Below are 22,391 nucleotides of genomic sequence, written 5' to 3'. Positions count from 1 at the left end.
TTCCCTTTTTGTTGTGCTTATAAGACAGGGGAGAGGGCGTAATCATGAAACAGCAGCCTTGCAGATTGCTGCATGGGGAAGTGCTAGGCGAACGTTATGTTATAGATCGTATTATCGGCGAAGGCGGTATGAGCTGCGTATATCTGACGGAGGATTTGAAGCTGCCCGGCAAGAAATGGGCGGTGAAGGAGAGTATGTCTGAGCCCGGTATGCAGCGCGCTGTTCAGGATGAGGCGCAGCTGCTGATTAAACTCAGTCATCCGCGCTTGCCGCGAATCGTTGATTTTTTCCATGTTCAGGATACCGGCTACACCTATTTGGTGATGGATTACATTCAGGGCATGACATTGGAGAAGTACTTTCGGGGATACCGCGGAAACGTGAACCCGGAATTTATCATGGAACTGACAGAGCAATTGCTGGACGTGCTGGAGTATCTCCATGGTCATGAGCCTCAGGTCATATTCCGGGACTTAAAGCCATCGAACATCATGCTGACCGATCAGCTGGAGGTTCGACTCATCGATTTTGGCATCGCGAGAAGTTACAAGCAGGAGAGCGGCGAGGATACGGTCAAGCTTGGAACGGTCGGATTTGCAGCACCGGAGCAGTATGGGGGAAGGCAAAGCGATGCGCGATCGGATCTGTACGGGTTAGGCGCGCTGCTGCTATATCTCTCAACCAGTGGCAAGTTCAGTGAATGGATCACAGGCGTGGAGCGTCATATTCGTGGTGACTTGCCAAGAGAACTGGTGCCTGTTATCCGTAAACTGCTGCAATATGCACCCGAGCATCGATATCAATCCACGATGGAAGTGCGTTCTGCACTCAGCAGGCAGCAGTCGATTCCCGTGAATAGTTCGGGGGTTCAGTCCGGTACGGTTGCCGGGACGCTGGTGGCTGCTGTGCTAGGTGCATCGTCAGGTGTAGGAACTACACATAGCTGTATTGCGTTTGGACATTTCCTGGCTTCGCGATATGGAAAAGTGGCGATTGTGGAAATGAGCGCGAAATCCACCGCATTCAGCCGGATTCAGGAAATCGCGGAAGGCGGAAAGCTTGGGTCCATTCGAAAGTTTGAAATCAATGGAATTCACTTTTGGCGCCAAACGGCCAGAACGGAGGTCATCTCGCTGCTGGGTGGCAGTTATGATGCGGTTGTCCTCGATTTGGGGTCCTATCGTGACAGCGAACGGTTGGAGGAATTCCTTCGGGCCGATCTGCCGATCGTGATCGGTTCAGGAGCGGAGTGGCGGCAGCATGATGTGGTGACGCTAGCCCGGATGCTGTCCAGACATCCTCAGCCTGGACGGATTTATGCACTGCCGCTCGCGGGGGAAGAAACGATTCAGGAGATGAGGAAAGCGCTTGGAACGAGCAAAGTTCATGCATTGCCTCTGCAATCGGATCCATTTGAGATACCGGATAGCAGCCAACAGACATTTGCCCAAGTATTTCAGGATTATCTGCCTTCGACAGAACGGAAGCGAAGATTCAGGTTTCGAAAGAATTAACCGCATTTGATATGAAGGAGATGAAGCAATGCCGATTATCAGGCGGCGGAGCCGCAAGCTGATATTTGCCGGACTTGCCGGCGCAGCCGTGACAGGTGCCCTGTGTGCCGGCACCATGATTTACTATCTGCACGGCTATAAGGAACAGCAGGGCGAAGAGCGAATGAAATACGAGCTGCGGATCACGGAGCTGGAAGAGACGCAGCTTCAGCAGTTGAACTCGATGCAGGTTGCATGGGTTCCGGTAAGAGATATCCCTCCTGGACATTTCATTGAGGCAAAGGATATTAAGGAAGTTCGGCTGCCGTATGACGGGGCTTCTAACAATCTTCTTTCGGTCAAGGAGGAGATCGCCGGGAAGGGGGTAAAGATCGAACTGCTGCAAGGAACACCTATCACGCGCACGATGCTTTTTGAAGAGGAGCCTACGCCGTCAGATCTGCGTCATCGGGAGATGAAATCCGTATATTTGCCAAGTAATTTGAGACAGGGGGACGTTGTGGATGTCCGGGTTCAATTCCCAACAGGACAGGATTACATTATTTTGTCCAAGAAGAAGATTGACAGGTTTCAAAATCCGGCATTCTGGACGACGTTAAGTGAACAGGAGATTCTTCTGCTCTCCAGTGCTTTGGTTGACGCTTACCTTCATGATGCAACGCTGTATGCACTTACTTATGTTGAACCGGAGCTGCAGGATAAGGCGATTCCCAACTATCCGCCGAATGAGGAAGTATCCAGCCTGATTGCAAGCAATCCGAACATAGTGAAGAAAGCGGAAAAGCATCTGGAGATTTCGCTTCGGAGCACGCTGGAAGAGGATTTAAGCAAACTTAATTCGAATCAGCAGGTTCAGGCTTCTGATGTGCACTATAGTTCCACGTTTGGAGGCAGTGCCAGAAGTCCGGACTCTTGGAGCCCGGCATCCACTAACAGCACTCCAGCGACACCTCCTGCTAATAGCAGTTCGGCTGATAACCAATCTGACGAACAGGGGGATACCCCGCTACGCGGTGAGATGGATCTTGAAGCTGAGCAGATTCTGGGAACACAGGGAACAGCGGATCCAAAGCCCACAACAGAAGTGGGAACACCTGATGCGGATTTGATATTCTCAAGTCCCTGAGCGGGAACATATTGATCTTGAATAACAGATAGGCGAATGAAGGAGTGTTAGCAATTGAAGACTTGGATATTTACGGGCATCTGTGATAAGAGCGACTTGCTTTTGTATATGTGCAAAATATTAGCGTTCGGAGATAACAGGGTGTTGCTAGTGGATGGTGCGCTTGATGCGAAGTACAAACATTGTATAGGCGTGATGCATCCTAAACTGCCGATCATTGAGTTTGCCGGGTTTGATGTGGCAACCGGATTTCAGAATTACTCTTCACTGAGGAAATATTTGGAAGGAGGAGATGAGAAGACGTATGACTACGTCATTATGGATGTAGAGAAATCGCAATTTTTGGATAAGAATCAATGGGATGAAGCCGATGCCTATGTTTGGGTCAGCGGATTCGAGGTAACAGGACTGAGAAAGAGCTCAGCTTTGCTGGATGAGCTAAGAGCTGCAAGAATAGATGATCCATTACCACCGTTCCATCGGGTATACGTTCAGGTGATCGAAGATTTAACAGATGAAGCTTACATCGAAGGTTATCTGGAAGAAAGTCGGATCGAGTGGCTGGGTCCACCCGTGAAAATGCCGTGGGACGAACTGTTTTTCGCCCTGAAAATTAAGAATGAGCATGCGGGTAGACTGGGCATTAAGCCATTGTCCAGGCAGTATAAGCGATCCCTTACTGAACTTATCCGCAGATTGTCGGAGATGGAACAGCGGCATATCCGCCGGGCGTTAAGGCAAGCAGGAAGGAGGCATGCATGAGTCTGATTGCTGTGTGGAGTCCGTTGAGGGGCGGCAGTGGCAGTACCATGCTGGCCACAAGCCTGCCCATCGTGCTGGCGTTCGAGTATCAGGTCAAAGTGCTGCTGGCACATGGCGGATACCATGGAGAACGAGTGGAACAAGCATTTACACATCGAAAGGAAACGCTGGATTATATTACGGCTTTCCAGGACAGCGGCATGGATGCCTTGGAAAGGCTTGATGCAAGTGGGAGATTGAGTCCAGAGAATGTACGCAATTATACCCTGCCGCTTTTGTCAGACCGACTGGATCTGCTGTGTGGGCCGCGGCATATGCCTGAGCATGAATTCGAATCGGCCAAGCATGCGGAGGATGGGAATCAGGCCACCCTAATGAACAGAGTCATGGAATCCTCCAAGCGAAGTTAATGATGTCACGATAGCCGATGCAGGGAATGGAGCACCTGGGGCCTCAGACCGAGCAATATTACTAGGTGCTGACCTGATCGTAGTGGCTTTGAACCAAAATTTGCATGCGCTTGAGCGAGAACTTGTACAGGAACGATTGCCCTCTGAGCTTACGGACAAGCACCGGCTGTATGTAATCGGCAAATATGATCGGGAGAGCAATTGCACTCTGCAAAATATCAAGCGTCGCTTTGGCATTAAAAACGTGGTGCTCGGTGTTCCGTATTGTTCCGGCATGACGGATGCATGGAATATGCGTTCGATTTTGCCCTATATGCAGCGCAGCCGGGGAGGTGCTGACCTTAGACGGATGAATCCTCTTTATAACGCCGTGCATCATGTAGCCGACGCTGCTGCCGAGCAGTTGGGTCTGCCTGCCGGTGCTTCGAAAGCGGGGGGCTTGCATGCTTTCGGGTAGCTCTTTGAATATGGTTTGGATCGTAATCTTGATTTTGTTTGCGCTGTTGTTTGTATACCTTCGCTATTTGGACACAAAGAAAACAGCCGCTGACATGACAAGGGGAACGGACCCGTATTCACTCGGGTCCATGACAGAGTTTGTTAAGGATACCCTGCATCAACTGACGCATAGTCAACTGTCCGATTTAGGACTCCATGAAGTAGAGTATCGAAGAAGATTGAACAAGCGAAGTGAATTGAGACGCGCTCTCAAAGGCTGCGTATCAGGTGATGTACTGGACAAGGCTTATGTAAAGGATTTCTTGAAACAGCTGCTTGTCAGCCATTTGGGTTTGAATGAGTCCAATATTAATGCTGCAATTTCGTTCGAGAATCAGTTGGACCTGACAGCCCAGGATCAATTCGAAATCGTCTTATACCTATATAAACAGAGACATGGTGAGGATGCCTTGTCTGTACTGGTCGAAACATATGATCTTGCCAGACCGCGGGTGATCCCCGGTTATGGAGAGGGCGGCGTATATGCGGTTACGGCGGATGACATGGCTTATATTTATGAGTCCGAGCAGCGCCCGCTCTTGTTTCAGGAGAAGCTGGATATCGTGGTTCAACGCATTTATCAGCAGTACAAAGGCTTTTCTGTTGTGGATGAAATCAGAGATCAGCGTATTGACGGGGTTAGCGGTGGAGTTAGCGGGATAACTGTCGACCGTGACAGCGGACAGGAGATCTTTCGTTCTCACGATGATTTTTTGGGAATTGGGGCACAGCACGCCGGATTACCTTCAACGGGCTGTGAAAGTGTGTGGATTTTTTACCGGGGGATATCGATGCATCTGGCCTTCCTTTCGTTTGGGTCGATGCTGGAACTGAAGAGGGTATGTCAGAACATATACAAATACAATCATCCCGGACAGCTTTCCGAAGCCAGCGGTTACAAGGTAAATGAGATGAAGGATGGTTCACGGGTCGTCGTGGTTAGACCTCCGTTTGCAGAATCCTGGGCATTTTTTGTTCGCAAATTCGATCTGCCTAAGGTTTCGCTTGATCAGTTGATTACGGGCAGCGGTGCGGAACTGCCGATTGGATTGTTGAAATATTTGATGAGGGGCAGTCGGATTACGGCTATCACCGGTGCACAAGGGTCGGGAAAAACAACGCTGCTTATGGCGATGGTGGGCCACATATATGCGTCCTATACGCTTCGGGTTCAGGAAATGGCCTTTGAGCTGCATTTGAGGAAGATCTACAGCCGAAGGAACATCCTCAGCTTCAGGGAAACGGAACACATAAGCGGGCAGGCAGGCCTGGATCTTCAGAAGAAAACGGACGGTACGGTCAATATTCTTGGCGAGGTAGCTAGTGACGAGGTAGCTTCATGGATGATTCAGATGTCCCAAGTGGCCAGTTTGTTCACGGTATTTACCCATCATGCCAAGACATTCAAGGATCTGGTTCAATCGCTGCGCAATTCCCTGTTCAAGAGTGGAGTATTCAGACAGGAACACATTGCCGAGCAGCAGGTAATCAGTGTCATCAACTTTGATGTTCATCTTAGAAGAGATGCGAATGGCAACCGTTACATAGAGCGCATTACAGAATGTATCCCGATAGAGAAGGGGACATTCCCAGACATCAATATAAACTCGGATAGTGGCAGCTTGAAGAAACGTTTGGAGGAATATTTCAAGCTGAGTGCAGAGCATATACGGAGATTGAATGAAGAAGGTCATTTCATATCCCGCAATGTGATTGAGTACCGGGATGGAGTTTATATAGCTGCTGCCAAGCTATCCGAGCGCAGTATCCTCGAAATGACGGAGCAGATGCAGCCGGAAGATGCGGAAGAATTCAAAGCATTTCTGACTGCAGGTTGGGGGGGAGAAGGTGACCTCTAAAGATGTGCTGATCCTGGTTTTCATTATATCTCTGCTGCTATTTGCGATCACCATGGGTATCGTGTTATGGCTATCCAGAAGACGAGTTTTTCATAGAGGAAGCGTCGGAAGGGCAGAGATGGGAGAAAACAAGCCACTGCGTGAGATGTACCGACAGTGGTTTCAATTGGCCTATATGTACGGGGTGAAAATCCCCTTGGTCCGATCTTATCTCAAACGGATCAGGCAGAGAATCGCGATCATTCATCCTTACGATGAAATCGCGCTTCGGTTTGAGACGATGAAACTTGCCTTCGCTATAACAGGCACCCTCACGCTAACAGCGTTACTGCTTATATGGAGCCAACCGGACTTCGGATTTATGGTCATTGTCATTCTTGCGGCTGCGGTTATTAACAATATGCTTGTTGAGATGTTCATCAATCGCCTGGAGCGAAGAGTGCTCGTTCAATCGGTTGAATTATTCTCTCTAGTCCGTCATCACTATCAGCAGCATGGCATGGTGGAGGAAGCGCTGTACGAGGGTGCTGAAACCTCCGGACACGAAATATCAATTCATGCACATCGAATTTACAATGCCTTGGTATCCAATGATCCCGACGAAGAGTTGGAACGTTATTATGAGGTGGCACCTAATCGTTATCTTAAGGCTTTTGCGGGCATTTCCCACCTTGTTATGGAGTTTGGCGATCACGCCAGAAAGCAAGGCTCCATCTACCTGCATGGATTAAGCGGATTGACAAAGGAAATCCAATTGGAAATATTGAGAAGAGACAAGCTCGATTATTTGATGAAGGGCTTGAATGTTATCGCATTGGCACCTGTTTTCTTTACGAAACCGATCGAACGCTGGGCAAGAAGCAGTTTTCCTTCAATGGATGAGTTTTATATGAGCAAGCTTGGTTTTATTACCAAGATTTCGATTTATGTCATTATTCTAATCTCGTACGTCCTGCTGCAGAAGCTTCAGCAGAATCGAGAAACGGATTACCGTGCAGGGGTAGAGAAAAAAGTCACTTGGGAAGAGAGACTGTATCGTATTTCTTTCGTTCGTAGGCTTGTGGATATGATGGCACCGAGGCCTGGTACGTTGAACTATGAAAGACAACTCCGACTATTAAAGGAAAGCAATGCAAGAATCAAATTCGAATGGTTATATGTCAGAAGGTTAACGTTCTTTTTCTTGGCTTTTTTCCTTTCGTTATCGCTGGCAATGGGTCTGCATGTCCAGGCTAAACATCAATTGTTGTATGTTCCCGCAGCGTTGAACAATTCACTGTTCGGTCAGATGAGTGAGATCGAACGACGGCAGGCAGAAGAGACTGTGGAACAGGATCGGCTGTTGATGGAGCAATTGCAAATGTCTCCGAATGTCACCCACGATCAGGTTAAGCACATGGTAAGCGAAACGGATCAGATGGGACTGACTATGGAGCAGCTTGATATCATAACTGATCGAATCATGATAAAGCTGCAGCGATATGATGGCGAATATCTAAAATGGTGGGAGCTGCTGTTGTCCTTTTTGACAGGGATGGCAGCATACGGAGCTCCTCTATGGCTGCTGTATTTTCACCGGAAAGTGCGCAATATGGAAATGCGGCATGAAGTATATCAGTTCCAGACGGTCATATCTATATTGCGGGGGATGGAACGAATCTCGGTTGAGGGCATATTGGAATGGCTTAATCGATTCGCCGTCTTATTTAAGATCCCGATCCAAAAAAGCCTGCTGCATTATGAGCATGGAGCCCAATTGGCTTTGCTGGAGCTGAAGGAAGATGTTTGGTTCCCTGACTTTCAACGATTGGTAGACAAATTGCTGCTTGCGGTAGATAAAGTACCGATCAAGGACGTATTCGATGATCTGGATGGCGAGATGATCTTCAGCTTCGAGCAGCGCAAACAGGAATATGAGGCGATGATTGATACGAAGGCGGCATGGGCGCGATTGATCGGTTTTACCCCTATGTATGCTCTGATCTTTATGTATCTGGTCATTCCCTTAATTGGTATGAGTTTTTCCCAGATGGAAACGTATTATGAGCAAATCCAGCGTTTGTAGATGCTGCCGCGAGTGTAGTGTAGTGTCGTCATGATTCGTAGACTCAAATAATAAATGAGAAAAAGAGGGAGATTTCAATGAATAATGCATCATCAGCTCTGAAGGTGGCCGCGGGAATATTTTTGACAATTGCTCTGATCACCATTGTTGTTATTTTGTTTATTTCGGCACAGGAAGCTACCAAAACCGCACAGAACAATTTCTCGGATATTCAAACAGAGCTGTCCCAGGCAGCTTTCACCGTTTATGACGGTACAACGATCAGTGGATCTCAGGTTACGAATGCACTTCGCAAGTACAAGGATAAGGATCAGTTCGGGGTTTTCATAGCAACCGGAAAAAACAAAGCAGGGCAATGGTACGGTAATGTTTTGGAGACGGACGGATCTATCCTGAATCCGGATTCGAGGCAAGGGAATATCAATCTCGTAATGGATGAGAAGAGTACGGAGTATGTCAACCCAAGCGGAAAATTCAGGGCGACCATTGTTAAGGATAATTCCAATGTGATCAGGGGAATCAAGTTTGATCAATAGTTATTTTTGGAAGGTGACGCGTCGTGCGTGAACAAACGATAAATATGCTTGAATTGGCAGCTGGGGTGGCATTGTTTATAGGTGCCTGTATGTATGCCGTTAATATGCAGACCTTCCTCGACCAAGGCATAAGCGCCGCGGGCAGGATGACGCAGGAGCAGCATGCCGGAGTGACAACAGTGGAGATGATGAACGAGGATAGAAATCTGACCTATAAGGGAAGCGAAGTATTGTTTACTCTTCGTGAGGTTCAGACGAATGTTTACGATATGTCCGTGGACGGAATACGATTCAGCTCAGGCAGTAATCCAGAAGAGCTGGATCTGTCGATTATCGATATGAGCGCTCGTTATGGCGTGCAGTATCTTCGCGGAACCAATGGAGAAGTGGATAGCATCCAGTTTGTTAAAGTGAGGTAGCAACAATGTCAAACTCGGTTTCGAAATGGTTTGCGGCTTTTCTGGCACTTCTTCTGCTCTATTTAGTTCCCGCGGGCGAGATGGCCAGAAGGCAGGATGACCTGTCACGGCTCGTTGTCTATCAATCCGTTACCAAGTTCGTAGACAGCGTTCGTACGAAGGGATATATTACCCCTATCATGTACAATGATTTCCTGCAAGAGCTGGCAGCCACCGGGAACATGTACAGCGTGGAGATGGAGCATCATCATAAGAAATACCATCCCGAATATGGCGATCCTTCAGATCCGGACACATTCCTGAACCGCTACTCCGTTGTATACGATGCCTATTATCAGGACGATGTAATGCGATATCTGTTTCCGGATTCGCATGTTGCCAAGGAAGATGACAGCCGTAGATACCGCCTAACGGCCGGCGATCACTTCCAGGTAAGCGTTCGGAGCTTGAATCGTACACCCGGATTGTTGATATTCGATGCATTGACAGGATCAAATTCAGGCGGGAAGGCAGCTATCGCTTTTCCTTACGGAGGTTTGGTTCTTAATGAAGATTACTGATCTTGCCATCCTATTTACTGCGATCTTTTTCCCATTGTTTCTTATTGTGGGTATGCGGTCTGAAAGCCTGGAGGATGTCCGGTATGTGGAAATGAAATACACGGCAGCTCTGCGCACAGCTGTACAAGATGGCGGAATGATGCTGAATGATAACGAAACACAGGCGAAGGAGTCGGCCTATGATTCCTTAAAATTTATGCGGGCCGATAAAGAGAAGGCGCTGGATTCCTTCGCCCGGACATTATATGTCAATATGGGGATTGCGGAAGATACAGCTGCACAGGCTGCACTCTGGTGGTACATTCCAGCGATGGTTGTCCTCGATTATGACGGGTATTATCTGTATGTTTCGCAGACCTATTCGAGTGAACATGGCGAAGAGATCATGCAGCATAGATGGACACCGAAAATCCCTTACGCTTGGACCGATGATACCGGAAACAGCATCCGATTTACCTTGGATTCTTTTGTTCATGTATTTGAGTCCGGGCCTAATCGCTGGCAGTCTGGGTTTCGGAAGGACTTGATCGGTGAAACCGGTGTAGCGTTGCTGGATGATGAGGATATGTTTGAGCAAGTTCGTCGGATTACCATTATGAACACGATTCAAGATCAACTTGCTTATTACATCCAAAGACATAATCAGATCGCTCTGCGGAATGGTATATCGTATACATTCACGCTTCCTTTGATATCCCGGGAGGATTGGGTGAACACGATTGACGATATCGGTATTATGGCGTTTATCCAAGGCATTCCCGTAGGCGATCAGTACTACAATAATTATGCGCTTGGGGGTGGGAGACTGGTTAAAGCCCCTGTCTATTTCGGGGGTATAGATAGCAGAGGGCTGAAATACTATTATCGAGATGCCTGTCAATACAATTATCGTGTAGAAGAAGTGTTTCCCAATGCCAAGGAAGCAGCCGCTGCTGGATATCAAGAGAAAAGCTGCTATAATCCCGGTGTTATGTAATCCCTGAAAGTTGTAGTTTCGGCTGGACTCATGGATGTGATACAATAAACTCTTGACTGTGTACAATCCACTAAATTAACATGAAATAAGTTCATTTTATACAGACAGGAGTTACTATAGCCATGAGTTTATTGACTGTAGAGAACGTATCACACAATTTCGGGGATCGTACTCTATTTAAAAATGTATCCTTTCGTTTGCTCGCCGGAGAACATGTTGGTCTGGTTGGAGCAAATGGTGTAGGCAAATCAACACTAATGAATATTTTGACTGGCCAGCTGTTAAAAGATAGCGGCAAGGTAGAGTGGACACCGAAAGTGCGTTATGGATATCTGGATCAGCACACCAAGCTGACACCTGGGAAAACCGTTCGCGATGTGCTGAAGGATGCTTTCTTGCCCCTGCTGCAGCTGGAAACAGAAATGATGGAAATCACCAATAAAATGAGTGATGCCTCTCCAGAGGAGCTTGAGCTTTTGCTTGAGCAAATGGGTGAGATTCAGGAGCAGCTGGACATCGGTGATTTTTATATGCTGGATGTTAAGGTTGAAGAGATGGCGAACGGACTTGGGTTATCCGTGATTGGCCTCGACCGGGATGTTGCTACACTGAGTGGGGGGCAGCGTACGAAGGTATTGCTTGCCAAGCTTCTATTGGAAAAGCCCAACGTATTGTTATTGGACGAGCCTACCAACTATTTGGATGTAGAGCATATCGACTGGCTCACCCAATATCTGAAGCAGTACCCTTATGCGTTCATGTTGATTTCCCATGATACCGAATTTATGAACCAGGTGGTCGATGTGATCTATCATCTGGAATTTGCGAAATTAACTCGCTATACAGCTAACTATGAGAAGTTTCTGGAAATGGCCGATATCAATAAGAACCAGCATATCGATGCCTACGAGAAACAGCAGGAGTTTATCAAGAAGCAGGAAGATTTCATTCAGCGGAATAAAGCCCGCTATTCCACTTCCGGTCGTGCAAAGAGTCGGGAGAAGCAGTTGGATCGCATAGAGCGGATCGACCGCCCAGAGGAAGCGGCTAAACCTGTGTTTAATTTTAAGGAATCCCGTGCCAGCGGCAAAACGGTGTTTGAGGGCGTGGACTTTGAAATTGGATACGACAGACCTTTGCTTCCCAAAATGAGCATAACCATTGAACGCGGAGAGAAAATTGCGATCGTCGGCTGTAATGGTGTAGGTAAATCGACGCTGCTCAAGACGATATTAGGAAAAATCCCAGCACTCTCCGGCAAGACGTATCAAGGCGATTTCCTGGTGCCTGCTTATTTCGAGCAGGAAGTTCGTGCGGGCAATATTACGCCGATTGATGATGTATGGAACGAATTCTCACACTTGAACCAGCATGAGGTTCGTGCTGCGCTCGCCCGGTGCGGGCTTAAGAATGAGCACATTACCCGACCATTGAAGGCACTTAGCGGTGGTGAACAAGCGAAGGTTCGCCTGTGCAAACTCCTGATGCGTGAGAGCAACTGGATTTTGTTTGATGAACCGACAAACCATCTTGATGTTGTAGCTAAAGAGGAACTGAAGCGTGCATTGAAGGAATACAAAGGCACTATCCTGCTGGTTTCTCACGAGCCTGAATTTTATGAGGACTGGGTGACCAAGATCTGGAACGTAGAGGATTGGTCTACTCAGAATTCTTAAGAGCAGCGGGATGTATCATTCATCGAATTGCACTGAATAAGGGGTTACCTATAGAAGGACGAGCTGACTGCAGCTCGTCCTTCTTGGTATCGGTGGCAACCTCTGTGCCTTTTCAGGGTTCTAAAGTGTTCTTAATCCATGTACATTTGTGATATGCTAAAATGATGACGTAGCCGAGAGGGTAGGTTTACCAAGTGCCCAAATCCGTGCCCGTCAGCTCCGTCTATTGGTTGACGTATAAGGTGTAGAACGATCCCGTAGACCGGCTTTGTTGGATAGGATAATTGACGTCGTTGTCAGGGAAACAGCCGAAGAAGCGATAGAGCAGCAGATAACGCGGGAGGCGCAAGGTCTTTTATGGGGAATGGCTTGGAGAGCACGGAGTGCTGCCTGGATTCTGCGTCATCGCTAGTATGCTGGAGAAGGCGCTGAATACCAAGTTATATTAAGATACGATGAGGCTGCCCATCCTCATGGGGGACGGGTATTTGTATGCAGAAATAGATCATCAGGAGGAAAGGTCATGTCTGGATTCAGTGATAAGCGTGAGGGACCGATAAATAACAAACAGAATTCTGATGCAACAGCTGCGCAGGTCTCGGGCCGAAGCGATGCATCTTCGATAGAACGTGAGCACCGTTATTCCCGTCAAGAGCGATTTGCACCCTTTGGAAGCGAAGGACAGCAGCGGCTTGCAAGCAGTCATGTGCTTGTCCTTGGGGCGGGTGCGCTGGGGAGTGCCGTGGCGGAGACTCTGGTTCGCGCAGGAGTTGGGCACGTAACCATCGTCGACCGAGATTACGTGGAGTGGAGTAATCTGCAGCGTCAGCAGCTGTTCACTGAACAGGATGCAATCGACCGGCTCCCGAAGGCAATAGCAGCGGCTAAGCGGCTAACTGAGATTAATTCGGATGGTATCATTGATGGCATCGTGATGGATGTTCGTGCCCAAGAATTGTCGATCCTCTGCCAAGGCGCAGATTTGATAATGGACGCCACGGACAATTTTGAAACCCGGCTGATCGTGAATGATATCGGATTTAAGTTAGGGATCCCGTGGATTTATGGAGGGTGCGTGGGAAGTTCAGGAATGAGTTACACTTTTCTGCCGGGAGAAACCCCTTGCCTGAACTGTCTGCTCGGAACCATTCCTTTAGGCGGGGACACCTGCGATATAAACGGCATACTCCCCCAAGCGGTACAGATCGTAGCTGCCCATCAAACGATGGAAGCGATGAAACTGTTGTCAGGGCAAAGGAATGCCCTTAGAAAAAAGATGCTGTCATTTGACCTGTGGCGCAATGAGCGGGTGGAATTTGGCTTGGACCGTGCCAAGAAATCAGATTGTCCAACGTGTGGAGAGCATCCTGATTATCCATACCTGACCTCAGCGAATGTGGACAAAAGCGAAGTGTTATGCGGGAGAGATACGGTACAGATCCGACCTGCCAGACCATTACAGCTGGACCTTCACGAAGTAGCCGATCGATTGAACCGGCTTCAGCAAGGAAAAGCCACCGTAACTCCGTACATGATCATCTATCAGGTAGATCCCCATCGTCTCGTTATATTCGGGGACGGCAGAACGCTGGTCCATGGGACATCGGATTTAGCCAGAGCCAGAACGCTTTATCATAAATACGTCGGTGGATAATGACGAAAATTGCATGGGTGTAGAAATGTAAAATACAGTATGGGTGTAGAAACTAAACAAGAGGAGGCGCCTTATTCACGGCACCTCCTCTTGCTGCATTTTATTGCAGGATCAGATTAAAACCGTTCTGAATGAAGTACAGATTAGGATGAGCGATGTTTCGTGTGGTGAGATTGTTGAACGTCGCAGATCCATTCCCTGTATAAGTGTAGATCGCCGCACCCGGATGCGGGGTGGAGAACCGTGAAGTTGTGATTCCATCAAGTCCTGTGCCGTCGATATTGATATGGTTAAATACGATGTTCTGGAAGCCTCCACCATAACCAAACTGCACAGCGCTGCGTTGGGTGTTCCGTATATCGATGTTGGTAAACGTGACATTTCGGATCGGATTATTCGATGCTTCCAGATCGATTGCACCACGCTCCCCGTTATACAGATCTTTACTGGTTCCACTGCCTATAATGGTGGTGTCGGAGAACAGAATGCCCGTATTGTTCTGAAAATGGTATCCAGGGAACACGGTGTTCATTCGAATGCCGGAGCCGCCAACCGTGTCAACAATCAGGTTGTGAGTAGCCTTATGGCCGCTTCCTCCAAAAAATGCGATGGCTGCCGCACGCCAGTTGTTTTCGATGGTGTTGTAGGAGAACGTATTGTTGACGCCGGCAGGCGCGCCGTTCACGTTACTCGTCCACACGGCAAGTCCGTCGTCCCCGTTATTTCGAATACTGCTGTTACGTACGGTTGAGTTGCTTGTTCCTTGAGCAAAATTGACGCCATCCGCGAGATTATTACGGACACGGCTGTTCTCAATGATCAGTCCATCCGCGATTATCGCCGGAGTATGCGCATAATCCCCTACCCAGAAGCCGCATTCAAAATGCTCTACCCACACATTATGAATTTTGGAATTCGTGCCGAAGTTATCCATAAATCCTTTGTAGACGGCATTTTGATTATAACGCGACCTCAGATTTGAATTCAGGTAAATATGGCTGAAATCCAGCTGTCCTGTGACACGAAGCGATATTCCGCCTGACGCTGCATTCGGATTGGTGAATTGGATGTTTGTATGCCAGATGCCAGCGCCCATAATCTTGATATCATTGATCATGTTGCCAACGGATCCTACCTTCCACATGTTGCCCAAATGGAATGTTCCTTCCGGAATGTATAAGGTTTTGCCCGATGAAGCAGCAGCTTGAACCGCGGCTTCAAACGCTTGAAGGTCATCGTTGCCGTCGTTCGCTACAGCGCCGAGGTCTGTTACCGATACCGAATTGGCTGGTCGGGCGATAGCTGCAGGAACCGGCTCAATTTCGATGAAGTCGACACCATATTCCAGGTTATCGGCATTGGATTTCTGAATACGGATCTTGTCCCCTGGCTGGAGCGGAGTATCCATTTTCCAGTGTACTTCATCAAATCGGAAGAGGGGACGCCCGCCACCCGGTGCATCCTCAGGATGATCACTGGAGAAATACTGCCAGCTATAATAGGAAGACAACGGAATGGTTTTTTTCTTGGCTCCATTTACATAAACGTCAAGCGAGCCGTTCAATCCCATGCCGTTCGACGAGTCCGGCATCGTATATCTCATGGTTACGCCAGCGCCACCTTCGCCTTGTCTGACGGTCCACTCCAGGCTGGAGCCGTTAGAGGGAAGAGCTACGTAGCTTTGGCCAGAAGCTTCCGAGGCTGTCAGTGCTTGATCGAATGTCGGAGCTGTCTTTAGAATGGCACCGCCACCTTGGGCGGCATCATCCGTATCGTAACGGGTATACGGCATGCTTGCGCCGCGGGATGAATAAACGGACAGATTGGCCTGACTGACGTTATTCTCTCGTTTGACCGGTGCTTCATTCGCATCTGCTGCGACAGTTGTGGTTACTGTGTAGCTGCCATTTGCCGCTGTCCAGGTCCCTGGAATAGTGACGCTAGTGGATGCACCGGCAGCAAGTGTGCCATTATAGGCTCCATTTAAGGTTTGGATCGTTGATCCTGCAGGATTCTTCAGCGCGACTGAGATGGCATGGGAGCCGCTTGCAGAAGCTTTGTTCCCTTGGTTTTTAAGGTTAACGGTAAAAGCTACAGCATTACCTGCAGCGGGTGTAGTTGGAGTCCATTGTACCGTACCTACCAAATCGGAACTTTCCACAGGTGCGATGACCAGTGGGGAGGAATGCAAATAGCTGTTATTCTCTTTATTTTGTTCGATGATTTGATTATTTTCATCGACCTTTGCTCGGAGCGAATAGGAGGCAGCGGCATAGGTACCGGCCTGCAGCGAAACCGTGGTGGAAGCTCCTGCTGCAAGCGCTCCTACCGGAGAAGTGCCAGCCAACGTGCTGTTCAGGTAGAAATTGACGGTTGTAGGCGGAGCTTCAACGCCGCCGATGTTTTTCACGATGGCCTGTAACGTAATTTGATCATTCTCAAGCGGTGAGGAAGGAGTCCAGGACAAACCGGTTATGGTTAGATCCGGATTCTGTCCGGGCTTGCCGTATACTTCGAATTCTGCAATCTGTCCGGCCGGTGCCCCGGAATTGGACGTAATGTTTAACTGCAGACGTTTCGCAGTTGCTGTGACCGGTATGGTTACCAAGTTGCCGGAAGCCGGATTAAACGTATAAGCTTGTGCCGAGACCAGATTACTGAAGTTAGTTGAACCTTGGTTATGCCCTAACACTTGAATGGTTTGGGTGCGAGTTCCCCACTCCGCCGACGGGTTTAGCTTTAATACGATCGAGGTAATCTCGTGGTCCGATCCCAGATCGAGTGTTAAAGAACTTGGATTGCTTCCGCCTTCCCAGTATGTATGGATGTCGTTGTCGTTTGCATTGGATGCTACATACGTGAATGTGCTTGAAGAGGCGGTTACAGGTTTGCCAATCGAGATATTGTCTCCCGTTGGAGGAGTTGACGGAGAGTCGGCAGATCCGTAAATTTCGAATTCGGACAGCTGCGCAGCCGGCCAAGTCGTGTTCCCTGTAACGTTCAGTCGGACATAGCGGGTGTTTGTCTCGTCAAAATGGAGGGTGACCGCGTTTCCTGTCCCGGATGGGCTGAACTCATAGTCCGCCGAATCTACAATACTCGTGAACGTTGAACCGTTCACGCTCCCTTGCACAGACAGGGTTTGGCTCCGTGATTCCCAATTGGAGGGGAGTTTTAGCACGATCCGGTCAATACTCGTATTGGCGCCGAGATCGACTTGAATCCATTGCGGGAACGCTTGATTCGTGCTTTCCCAGTATGTGCCCTGATTGCCGTCGTTGACGTTACTTGGGCTGTAGGTTTGGGACTGACCGCTTGCTGTTACAGGTTTGCCCAGTGACAGGTTGGTTTCACCTGCGGCCGAAACGGGAACGGCAGGCCCGGCAGTCGTAAACAAAATGGATATTAGCATGGTTACAACAAGGGGCCATGCGACGTGTTTGTTGCGCATGTTATTTTTCCTCCTTCATAAATGATTGATACCCGACGAAGGCGTGCGGTTCGCTGAAAAGAATGAAAACGATTTCAAGAAAATGCCCTTTTTCAGACTTGATTACCGGATGAGACTTACACCTCCGAACAATATGCGCGATTCGTTAGAAGCCCCCCCCTTTCGTGTTCATATATCCCATTATAAAAATAGATCCAATGAGAAGATAAGATGTAATTCTACGGAAATTGTAGGTGATCCCAGCATGAATTGGATAAATAAGGGTGATTGAGAGACGATTTTGGTTACAGCTGTTAAAAATTTGAAACAGGACTGAAAGCAGGAACAAATAGACATACTTACAATATTAAGTGTTGAAAGCGGGGGAGAACCCGTGGGGAAAGTTATTTTGATTGCGGCGGATAATCAAGAGCGGGTTCAACAGCTCATGGAGAAACTCGGACAAGCAGGTTATAAGGTGACACATGCTTTAAATTACTCCGAGGTGATCGCAGCGTTACAGCGCACAAACGCTGACTTGCTGATCATGGATAGCAAGCTGCCGGGAATGAGTCATTTTAACCTTGTGCAACGGCTGACAGGCAGAGGGGAGCAGATTCCTATTATCGTCATTGGGAATGATGGTTCTGATGAAGCTATTCAAGCGCTGGAGTCTGGTGCCCACGACTATATTCCGAATGAATGGGACACCAGGGAATTGTTGGCGCGGATTTCCAATCTGTTGAGACTCTTTCAGACAGGTCGCAAGGAGCAGGATGAGATCATTCGCATCGGAGATCTAGCCATTGACCCTTTATGCCGAAATGTCACCCGGGAGAATGAAACGCTTGCACTTACTCATCGTGAATATGATCTGCTGCTGTTCTTGGCGAGAAGGCAGGGTCAGGTTTGTACGCGAGAGGACATATTAAGAGAAGTGTGGGATTATGATTTTCATACGGGGACCAATGTGGTCGATGTCTATATTCTTCATTTAAGAGAAAAAATCGATAAAGGACGCAGGCCTAAACTGCTGCGCACCATTCGGGGAATCGGATATAAACTCTTATCCCAGGATGAGATCGATGCAAACACAAAAGACCGTCTTCCTTGAGTGGAAGACGGTCTTCATTATTCTGATAGATAGTATTAAACTACAGTACGCGACGAGCTTTCAGGTACGTTTTGCTCCAGTTGCCTGTCAGGCTGGAGATTGTTACACCCGGTTTGCCGTAGGTGTGCAGAATTTTGTTATTACCCATGTAGACAGCAACGTGAGTTACGTTGCTACCATTGGCACGGCTTCCGCTTGAGAAAAATACCAAATCGCCTGCTTTCAGGTTAGATTTTGATACCGCTATGCCAACTTTGGATTGGGCAGCTGATGTACGTGGAAGGTTTACTCCGTATTTCTTGAAAATATGTTTCATGAAGGATGAGCAGTCAAAGACACTTGTAGTGGACGTGGATGCTCCGAATTTATAAGGTGTCCCCATATATTGTTTACCAAAGTTAACGACTTGAGTTCCTTTGCTTACTGATGCGGCTTCTACAGGAGCTGGCGGTGCAACCGTAAGGACTGCCCCTGCTCCCAATGTAGCGCTCAAGCTGATTACTACGGCCTTCTTAATCCAATTCTGTCGATTCATGTTGTATACCTCCAAGCAGTTTTGTTTTTGCGATGAACCGAGTATATCAGATTTGAAACCGTCTATATTTTGGATATTTGGCGCAAAGCGTTGGGACACATGAAATGAAAGCGAATTATTAAAATATCATTAAAAGTTACAAAATATTAAGAAATAGTTCCATGTAATAGTTCCGAAACGAATAAAAACCCTTGATACACAAGGGTTTCTAACGTCGATTTAAGTTGTTAACAATTATCGATTAAAGATTACAAAAAAGTAACGATTAGCCATCCTTACTCTGAATGATGAGCAGCAAACCGCCCTCAATCCGGACCGTTCCCTTATCTTCGGCCAGCTTATTGCTGACCCCTAAGGATTGTCCCAATCGTAATGTGGCATCATGGAGAGGATACTCAAACCCCTCAAGATGGATGCCTGTCACTTCCGTTGTGAGCGGCAGCAGGGAGACATATGTAAACCCCTTGTTCTCGACAATGCAGCTCGTGCCTGTCAGTGTGATGAAATTGTTCTCATCTAATATAGAACATGAGATGTGATGCTGCAGTCCTCGAATCAGCATGTGGATGTTAGCGAGCGTATGATCCAGGCGCGAGCCTGTTGCCCCAAGAATCAATATGGATTCGGGGGATTTATCCAGTGCCAGGTCAAAGGCAAGCTCGGTATCGGTCAGATTTTTATCAATCGGGTCACAGTCAACCACTTTCTCGCTCATGGACCTTACGCGTTCCATCTGCTCTGGCGGAATGGAGTCGAAATCCCCCACAGACAGGTTGGGTCGAATGCCATGCTCAATCAGGTAAAGGGCTCCCCGGTCTGCCCCTATAATGAAGTCTCCGTTCTGGATCTCTTCCAGAAACCGTGGTGACAACTCCCCACCTGTAAAGATCAGGACGCGGGTATGCTTCATAGTAAATTCCTCCTTTTTTGAGAGAATTGCCATTGAACTCTAGTATAGAGCAGTTTTCATGCTTGCACAATTTTCATAGGCACGGCTACAATGTAATATGTAAAATTGACGGGGGAGCGGGGGAACTGAATTTTGGACATGCATGTGTTTGACGTATTCAGCATCATTGGCACCATTGCGTTTGCCATGTCCGGAGCTTTTGTAGCAATGGAAGAAGAATACGATATTCTGGGGGTTGTGGTGCTTGGTTTAGTCACAGCCTTCGGCGGGGGTATAATAAGGAATGTACTGATTGGCGTGCCGGTAACCACCCTGTGGGGTCAGGGGGATTTAATCGTACTGGCAATGATATCGGTATTCGTAGCGTTTGTGCTGCCGCTTGGTTTGATTCAGCACTGGAAGAAAACGGAGGCCTTGTTCGATGCGATCGGTTTATCTGCCTTTGCGATTCAGGGGGCCTTATATGCCACAGAGATGAATCACCCTCTTAGTGCAGTAATCGTGGCAGCCGTCCTGACAGGCAGTGGCGGCGGGATGGTCCGCGATCTTCTGGCAGGCCGCAAACCGCTAGTGCTGCGCGATGAGATCTATGCTGTCTGGGCCATGGCTGCAGGTGTTGCCATCGGTCTCGGCATCGCAACCAAGACTTGGCAGCTGCTCACACTATTTGCAGTTGTCATCCTGTTCCGGATGCTATCGGTGCTTTATAAATGGAGATTGCCGAGAAGGTCGCTTCACCGTGGAATAGGTCAGGCACCCAGCGGAAAAGAAGTAAGCTCGGGTTAATGGAGATGCAAACAAACGTTATTCGTGGGTAGAGAAGACACGCGAAGGACGATTTTTATATCGTAAAGGAGAGGGGAACTATGGTATCCGTCTTGTTTGTATGTTTGGGCAATATCTGCCGCTCGCCTATGGCTGAAGCGGTGCTGCGTCATAAGATTGTGCAGCGGGGGCTGCAGGATCAGGTAAGCGTGGATTCAGCAGGAACAGGTGACTGGCATATCGGCAGCGTTCCTCACGAAGGAACCAGAAAGCTGCTGGACAGCTGGCGTATCAGCTATGAAGGAATGGTTGCGCGTAAAGTGGTCAGCCAGGATCTCGCGAACTTCGATTATGTAATCGGCATGGATGATTCCAACGTGTCGAATATGCGCAAACTATCCGGGGGCAACGACGCTGCGATTCTGAAGTTTATGGATTTGCTTCCGAATGAAAAGCTGCGCGAGGTGCCTGATCCGTATTTCACCGGAAATTTTGAGGAAGTGTATCGGCTCATTGATGCCGGGTGTGACATCTTACTGGACAAAATCATTGAAGAAAAGCTATAATCTTATTCGAACAAGCGGTGAGTCAGCCGCTTTTTTGACGAAAGCAATTGAAAGCGATACCAAGAGAACGGACTGCTGAAAATAAAAGATGAACAATGCACATTCCATAAAAAATGCGCGATTGTTCATCTTTTTTTGCCAGTCGTGCTCGACTCGAATTAACCCAGGAAGTACATAAGCGCAGCAGGAAGCTCTTTTTGCCAGAAGCCCCAAAGGTGACGCCCGTCTTTCTCGAGATAAGATATCCGGGCACCCCGTTCCTCCAGCAGAGCCTTGGTTGAACGGTTCAATTCAACAAAATTATAGACACCTGTATCGGTTGTATAGTTGTCCTCTTGCAAGCCTACAATCATATAGATGTCGAGCCAGGACAAATCCGCTTCCTCCCGAATCATATCCTGGGACTTCTCATAGAAGGCACCGGACAAGCTGATGATTCTTGTAAAAAGCTGAGGGTAACGCAGGGCCAGATGCACGGAGACACTTCCGCCCAGGGAATCGCCAGCGAGCACACGCTCGGAAGGCTCTCTGCGAACAGGATAATTTTGTTCAATGAAGGGAATAATCTCTTCGGCGAAGCAGGAAAGGTAAGCGTCGAATCGATTTCCGAACGGTGCATACTCTTCTGTGCGAACTTTCGTGTTCACTTCCACGCCTACAATGATGAACGGCTCGACGCCCTCTTCGAGAATGAGCTGGTTCGCCCATGTCGCGATGCGGCCGAAATTGAAAAATTCCTCTCCATCCTGACAATAAACAACGGGATAGCTGAGAATTTCATTGTAACCGGGAGGAAGATAGATGCGCAGTGTCCGATTTTCCTGCAGAAACTTGCTTTGTATTACTTCTTTAACGATGGTTCGCTTCAATAAACGTTCATTCGTCATCATTCGTCACCTTTTTCGGGTTAGTTTTTGAAATGCAGTAAACAATAAGTTAAAATTACCCTGATATGTCTATGTTGTCTGCTGTTCTATGATGTTTGTCATACTGTTATAGTATTATCAATTAACTGT

Annotated in this window: 20 protein-coding genes; 16 read left to right on the top strand and 4 right to left on the bottom strand. The window is 48.1% G+C overall.

Features of this window, described 5'->3' with window-relative positions:
- Window positions 1-44: 44 nt before the first annotated feature.
- The 13 genes from B9D94_RS17085 (at window position 45) to B9D94_RS17025 (ending at window position 14,055) form a co-directional block, all read left to right on the top strand.
- Window positions 45-1,514 carry a serine/threonine protein kinase gene (locus B9D94_RS17085; RefSeq protein ID WP_076153140.1) on the top strand — a complete coding sequence of 490 codons (1,470 nt, stop codon included), beginning with the start codon at window positions 45-47 and terminating at the stop codon, window positions 1,512-1,514.
- 28 nt (window positions 1,515-1,542) lie between these two features.
- The gene (locus tag B9D94_RS17080) at window positions 1,543-2,640 is read left to right on the top strand and encodes an SAF domain-containing protein (RefSeq protein ID WP_148247575.1); all 1,098 of its coding nucleotides are present in this window, start codon (window positions 1,543-1,545) and stop codon (window positions 2,638-2,640) included.
- 54 nt (window positions 2,641-2,694) lie between these two features.
- Complete coding sequence (locus B9D94_RS17075; RefSeq protein ID WP_148247574.1) at window positions 2,695-3,402, top strand: hypothetical protein; 708 nt, start codon at window positions 2,695-2,697, stop codon at window positions 3,400-3,402.
- A complete protein-coding gene (locus B9D94_RS31550; RefSeq protein ID WP_253805995.1) occupies window positions 3,399-3,812 on the top strand; it encodes a CpaE/TadZ family protein in 414 nt (137 codons plus the stop codon). Before B9D94_RS17075 ends, B9D94_RS31550 begins: the two co-directional genes overlap by 4 nt.
- A gap of 82 nt (window positions 3,813-3,894) precedes the next feature.
- On the top strand, window positions 3,895-4,269 hold the full coding sequence (locus tag B9D94_RS31545) for a hypothetical protein (RefSeq protein WP_253805994.1): 375 nt from the start codon (window positions 3,895-3,897) through the stop codon (window positions 4,267-4,269).
- Window positions 4,256-6,169, top strand: coding sequence for an ATPase, T2SS/T4P/T4SS family (locus B9D94_RS17065; RefSeq protein WP_148247573.1), 1,914 nt, complete (start codon window positions 4,256-4,258; stop codon window positions 6,167-6,169). Before B9D94_RS31545 ends, B9D94_RS17065 begins: the two co-directional genes overlap by 14 nt.
- Window positions 6,159-8,234 (top strand): hypothetical protein, encoded by a 2,076-nt coding sequence (locus B9D94_RS17060; RefSeq protein WP_148247572.1) that lies wholly within the window; start codon window positions 6,159-6,161, stop codon window positions 8,232-8,234. Before B9D94_RS17065 ends, B9D94_RS17060 begins: the two co-directional genes overlap by 11 nt.
- Before the next feature lie 77 nt (window positions 8,235-8,311).
- Entirely contained in the window at window positions 8,312-8,770 is a 459-nt protein-coding gene (locus tag B9D94_RS17055; RefSeq protein WP_006209686.1) for a hypothetical protein, read from the top strand.
- 23 nt (window positions 8,771-8,793) lie between these two features.
- Window positions 8,794-9,189: a hypothetical protein gene (locus B9D94_RS17050; protein WP_006209687.1), complete on the top strand. Its 396-nt coding sequence runs from the start codon at window positions 8,794-8,796 to the stop codon at window positions 9,187-9,189.
- 5 nt (window positions 9,190-9,194) lie between these two features.
- Complete coding sequence (locus tag B9D94_RS17045) at window positions 9,195-9,749, top strand: hypothetical protein (RefSeq protein WP_148247571.1); 555 nt, start codon at window positions 9,195-9,197, stop codon at window positions 9,747-9,749.
- Window positions 9,736-10,725: a hypothetical protein gene (locus tag B9D94_RS17040; protein ID WP_148247570.1), complete on the top strand. Its 990-nt coding sequence runs from the start codon at window positions 9,736-9,738 to the stop codon at window positions 10,723-10,725. The genes B9D94_RS17045 and B9D94_RS17040 overlap by 14 nt, the downstream gene beginning before the upstream one ends.
- A 122-nt stretch (window positions 10,726-10,847) precedes the next feature.
- Window positions 10,848-12,401: an ABC-F family ATP-binding cassette domain-containing protein gene (locus B9D94_RS17035; protein WP_006209691.1), complete on the top strand. Its 1,554-nt coding sequence runs from the start codon at window positions 10,848-10,850 to the stop codon at window positions 12,399-12,401.
- Window positions 12,402-12,924: 523 nt separating this feature from the next.
- The gene (locus B9D94_RS17025; RefSeq protein ID WP_148247569.1) at window positions 12,925-14,055 is read left to right on the top strand and encodes a ThiF family adenylyltransferase; all 1,131 of its coding nucleotides are present in this window, start codon (window positions 12,925-12,927) and stop codon (window positions 14,053-14,055) included.
- Between the two features lie 100 nt (window positions 14,056-14,155).
- Here B9D94_RS17025 and B9D94_RS17020 read toward each other — a convergent pair whose 3' ends face one another.
- Window positions 14,156-17,506, bottom strand: a complete 3,351-nt coding sequence (locus B9D94_RS17020; protein ID WP_148247568.1) for a discoidin domain-containing protein — start codon at window positions 17,504-17,506, stop codon at window positions 14,156-14,158.
- Between the two features lie 373 nt (window positions 17,507-17,879).
- Here B9D94_RS17020 and B9D94_RS17015 point away from each other — a divergent pair, with 373 nt between their 5' ends.
- The gene (locus B9D94_RS17015; RefSeq protein WP_148247567.1) at window positions 17,880-18,599 is read left to right on the top strand and encodes a response regulator transcription factor; all 720 of its coding nucleotides are present in this window, start codon (window positions 17,880-17,882) and stop codon (window positions 18,597-18,599) included.
- A gap of 40 nt (window positions 18,600-18,639) precedes the next feature.
- Here B9D94_RS17015 and B9D94_RS17010 read toward each other — a convergent pair whose 3' ends face one another.
- Together B9D94_RS17010 and B9D94_RS17005 are read right to left on the bottom strand one after the other, a co-directional pair.
- Window positions 18,640-19,134, bottom strand: a complete 495-nt coding sequence (locus B9D94_RS17010) for a C40 family peptidase (RefSeq protein ID WP_148247566.1) — start codon at window positions 19,132-19,134, stop codon at window positions 18,640-18,642.
- 265 nt (window positions 19,135-19,399) lie between these two features.
- Window positions 19,400-20,044, bottom strand: a complete 645-nt coding sequence (locus B9D94_RS17005) for a thiamine diphosphokinase (protein WP_036638046.1) — start codon at window positions 20,042-20,044, stop codon at window positions 19,400-19,402.
- 138 nt (window positions 20,045-20,182) lie between these two features.
- On the opposite strand from B9D94_RS17005, the gene B9D94_RS17000 reads away from it, so the two are divergent.
- Both B9D94_RS17000 and B9D94_RS16995 read left to right on the top strand, forming a co-directional pair.
- Entirely contained in the window at window positions 20,183-20,830 is a 648-nt protein-coding gene (locus B9D94_RS17000) for a trimeric intracellular cation channel family protein (RefSeq protein WP_036638209.1), read from the top strand.
- An 80-nt stretch (window positions 20,831-20,910) separates the two neighbouring features.
- Window positions 20,911-21,375 (top strand): low molecular weight protein-tyrosine-phosphatase, encoded by a 465-nt coding sequence (locus tag B9D94_RS16995; protein WP_036638049.1) that lies wholly within the window; start codon window positions 20,911-20,913, stop codon window positions 21,373-21,375.
- Between the two features lie 158 nt (window positions 21,376-21,533).
- Here B9D94_RS16995 and B9D94_RS16990 read toward each other — a convergent pair whose 3' ends face one another.
- Window positions 21,534-22,262 (bottom strand): alpha/beta hydrolase, encoded by a 729-nt coding sequence (locus B9D94_RS16990; protein ID WP_006209700.1) that lies wholly within the window; start codon window positions 22,260-22,262, stop codon window positions 21,534-21,536.
- Window positions 22,263-22,391 lie beyond the last annotated feature (129 nt).

Origin of the sequence: Paenibacillus sp. Cedars (genome assembly GCF_003184205.1) — a bacterium.
GTDB lineage: Bacteria > Bacillota > Bacilli > Paenibacillales > Paenibacillaceae > Paenibacillus_AQ > Paenibacillus_AQ glucanolyticus.
The sequence above is the reverse complement of the archived record's forward strand: the minus strand, read 5'-3'. Positions and strand labels throughout refer to the sequence as shown.

What these genes read in the sequence shown, in the direction of transcription:
- B9D94_RS17065 (WP_148247573.1), top strand. Translation starts at nt 4,256, where the DNA reads ATGCTTTCGGGTAGCTCTTTGAATATGGTTTGGATCGTAATCTTGATT.
- B9D94_RS17085 (WP_076153140.1), top strand. Translation starts at nt 45, where the DNA reads ATGAAACAGCAGCCTTGCAGATTGCTGCATGGGGAAGTGCTAGGCGAA.
- B9D94_RS17000 (WP_036638209.1), top strand. Translation starts at nt 20,183, where the DNA reads ATGCATGTGTTTGACGTATTCAGCATCATTGGCACCATTGCGTTTGCC.
- B9D94_RS31550 (WP_253805995.1), top strand. Translation starts at nt 3,399, where the DNA reads ATGAGTCTGATTGCTGTGTGGAGTCCGTTGAGGGGCGGCAGTGGCAGT.
- B9D94_RS17005 (WP_036638046.1), bottom strand. Translation starts at nt 20,044, where the DNA reads ATGAAGCATACCCGCGTCCTGATCTTTACAGGTGGGGAGTTGTCACCA.
- B9D94_RS17020 (WP_148247568.1), bottom strand. Translation starts at nt 17,506, where the DNA reads ATGCGCAACAAACACGTCGCATGGCCCCTTGTTGTAACCATGCTAATA.
- B9D94_RS17035 (WP_006209691.1), top strand. Translation starts at nt 10,848, where the DNA reads ATGAGTTTATTGACTGTAGAGAACGTATCACACAATTTCGGGGATCGT.
- B9D94_RS17080 (WP_148247575.1), top strand. Translation starts at nt 1,543, where the DNA reads ATGCCGATTATCAGGCGGCGGAGCCGCAAGCTGATATTTGCCGGACTT.
- B9D94_RS17045 (WP_148247571.1), top strand. Translation starts at nt 9,195, where the DNA reads ATGTCAAACTCGGTTTCGAAATGGTTTGCGGCTTTTCTGGCACTTCTT.
- B9D94_RS17010 (WP_148247566.1), bottom strand. Translation starts at nt 19,134, where the DNA reads ATGAATCGACAGAATTGGATTAAGAAGGCCGTAGTAATCAGCTTGAGC.
- B9D94_RS16990 (WP_006209700.1), bottom strand. Translation starts at nt 22,262, where the DNA reads ATGACGAATGAACGTTTATTGAAGCGAACCATCGTTAAAGAAGTAATA.
- B9D94_RS17040 (WP_148247570.1), top strand. Translation starts at nt 9,736, where the DNA reads ATGAAGATTACTGATCTTGCCATCCTATTTACTGCGATCTTTTTCCCA.
- B9D94_RS17055 (WP_006209686.1), top strand. Translation starts at nt 8,312, where the DNA reads ATGAATAATGCATCATCAGCTCTGAAGGTGGCCGCGGGAATATTTTTG.
- B9D94_RS17025 (WP_148247569.1), top strand. Translation starts at nt 12,925, where the DNA reads ATGTCTGGATTCAGTGATAAGCGTGAGGGACCGATAAATAACAAACAG.
- B9D94_RS16995 (WP_036638049.1), top strand. Translation starts at nt 20,911, where the DNA reads ATGGTATCCGTCTTGTTTGTATGTTTGGGCAATATCTGCCGCTCGCCT.